This window comes from Thauera sp. 2A1 (assembly GCF_009469595.2).
Lineage (GTDB): Bacteria > Pseudomonadota > Gammaproteobacteria > Burkholderiales > Rhodocyclaceae > Thauera.
The window spans coordinates 1-1928 of sequence record NZ_SSXV01000088.1 but is presented as its reverse complement, the minus strand read 5'-3'; the positions used below and the strand labels follow the sequence as shown (position 1 = coordinate 1928).

The 1928-nt window shown below is 30.3% G+C and carries 3 protein-coding genes; all 3 read right to left on the bottom strand.

The features are described 5' to 3' along the window. Window positions 1–163: 163 nt before the first annotated feature. Window positions 164–322 carry a hypothetical protein gene (locus GH664_RS22560; RefSeq protein ID WP_153170290.1) on the bottom strand — a complete coding sequence of 53 codons (159 nt, stop codon included), beginning with the start codon at window positions 320–322 and terminating at the stop codon, window positions 164–166. A 333-nt stretch (window positions 323–655) separates the two neighbouring features. Then, window positions 656–1138, bottom strand: coding sequence for a hypothetical protein (locus GH664_RS22555; protein ID WP_153163856.1), 483 nt, complete (start codon window positions 1136–1138; stop codon window positions 656–658). A gap of 348 nt (window positions 1139–1486) precedes the next feature. Continuing rightward, window positions 1487–1928 (bottom strand): hypothetical protein (locus GH664_RS22550; protein WP_194270483.1); only part of this gene is annotated, 442 nt, incomplete at its 5' end.

Genomic DNA, 1928 nt, shown 5'->3' with positions numbered 1-1928 from the left:
TACCACCAACTTTAATAGCTGATTCAAATGCTACCATATCTATATAATCTTTACTAGCATCATTCATACGATCGTATAAATATTTATTATCAGCTTTAGCAAAAGTCTTAAATAGCGGGAACAAAGCCATCTTATCGAACGTATTTACATTCATACCAAGAGTCTAATCAAAGTGATCACCAAAGTAAACCATTTTAAGAGGTCGTGTAATAGCTTTAATTGCTTTTTGATACTTCTCAGTATCACTCAACCAGCTATCATCAGACTCCATAATGTTATAGGCTTCTTCGATTTCAGGACTCCATTCTCCTAAAGACTTCATCAATCTCTTATAGAACTCTGGTCTGATGTAAACAGCAGCATCTGCTTGATTAATTTCTCCGTCAGCATATGGTTTAGCGCTATTTTTAGCTTGTTGTTCAATAAACTTAATAGCATCTGGATTCTTTTTACGTAATCTACCTAATGTACTTTCTATAGCATGATCGTCCTTAACAGCATTTAATGCTTGCTAATCAGTAACACCAAACTCTTTTTGGAACATATCCTTTATTAAGGATTTTCTAAACATACTATATAATGTATCATATACTGTAGATCCTATTTCATTATCTGATAACTATAATACTTGGAATTTAGAATCACTTCTATCTTCCTAATCCTTAGTATCTCCCCATTTAGTTCTCAAGTTTGTTCCAGTAGACAATACTGAAGATAGACGTTTAATTTTATCTACATCTCTACCAGTTATCATATAATAAGCAGAATAACTTGATTTATCTCTATCTGGGTCATGTTTATCTATCCAAGCTTCTAATGTTCTTTCATCTGATATAACAGGCACAAATGAATCATCATTGGGCTTATATACCATAAGTTCTTTTTGCCATTTATATAATGCTGGATCTCCAGTAAAACATTTCTCTATTTCTATAGTAGAAATCGCACTGTTGATGGCATGTGAAGCTATGATAGAGTATATCACATCTGTTCCTTTATCTCTACTATCAGTTTTAGAACTTATTTTTTCAAATTCTTCTACAAAGTTTATAGGTATATATTTATTACTTAAGTCTTCACCTATCACACCTAGTTCTATAGCTTTTGATATTTCATTATTTACATAATCTACTAACAAATCATTGATAGCTTCTTTGATTACTGTATCGTTATCTAATGCCTATTTAATCACACTCAGAATATCTTGTATAGACTGTGAATCATTAGAATATTCAGCTTTAGCTAAAATTTCATTCAGATTATAAGTATCACCATTAATAGTTATCTTATTAAAATATCTAAATCTTCCACCATTACCATCAGCGAACTTACCTTTTTTACTACCATGGTAATTACCAACTGATAGATTGGGATTGTCTATAACACTTTGTTTAGTAGCAAAATACTTCTATATAGCATTATATTCGTCTCTTAAATATCCTTTGAATATATTTAAAGTTCTATCTGAGAATCTTCTCTTTTGATCCTAAAATATAACTCTAGTTATATCTCCGTTTTCATTGTATTCGTAATCAGTGATAGCTGTAGATGGTAAGAAATCCTTGACCATTTGAATACCACTTATAGTGTGCCATGTCTTTTTATCAGACATAGTAGGACAAAATAAGTGATTATTAAATCCAAATGTCATTTTAGATAAGTAATCCTCTATAGGAGATATACCAAAGTAATCACGATTAGTGTTTTGCAGATTCTCTTCTAAGTTTAGATAAGTATTTAATTTAATTAAATCAGCATTACTGTTTATAGATTGTAATAACAAAGAATTTGCAGAGTAAGGATTTTTGCCTAATAATTCTCTTTTACCGTTCAAATTATATTTCAACCATCTTATTTGGTCTGACATATAGTTATTCTCTGTAATAGGATATACTAGATTACCATCTGCTCCAGTAACACTAAATTCT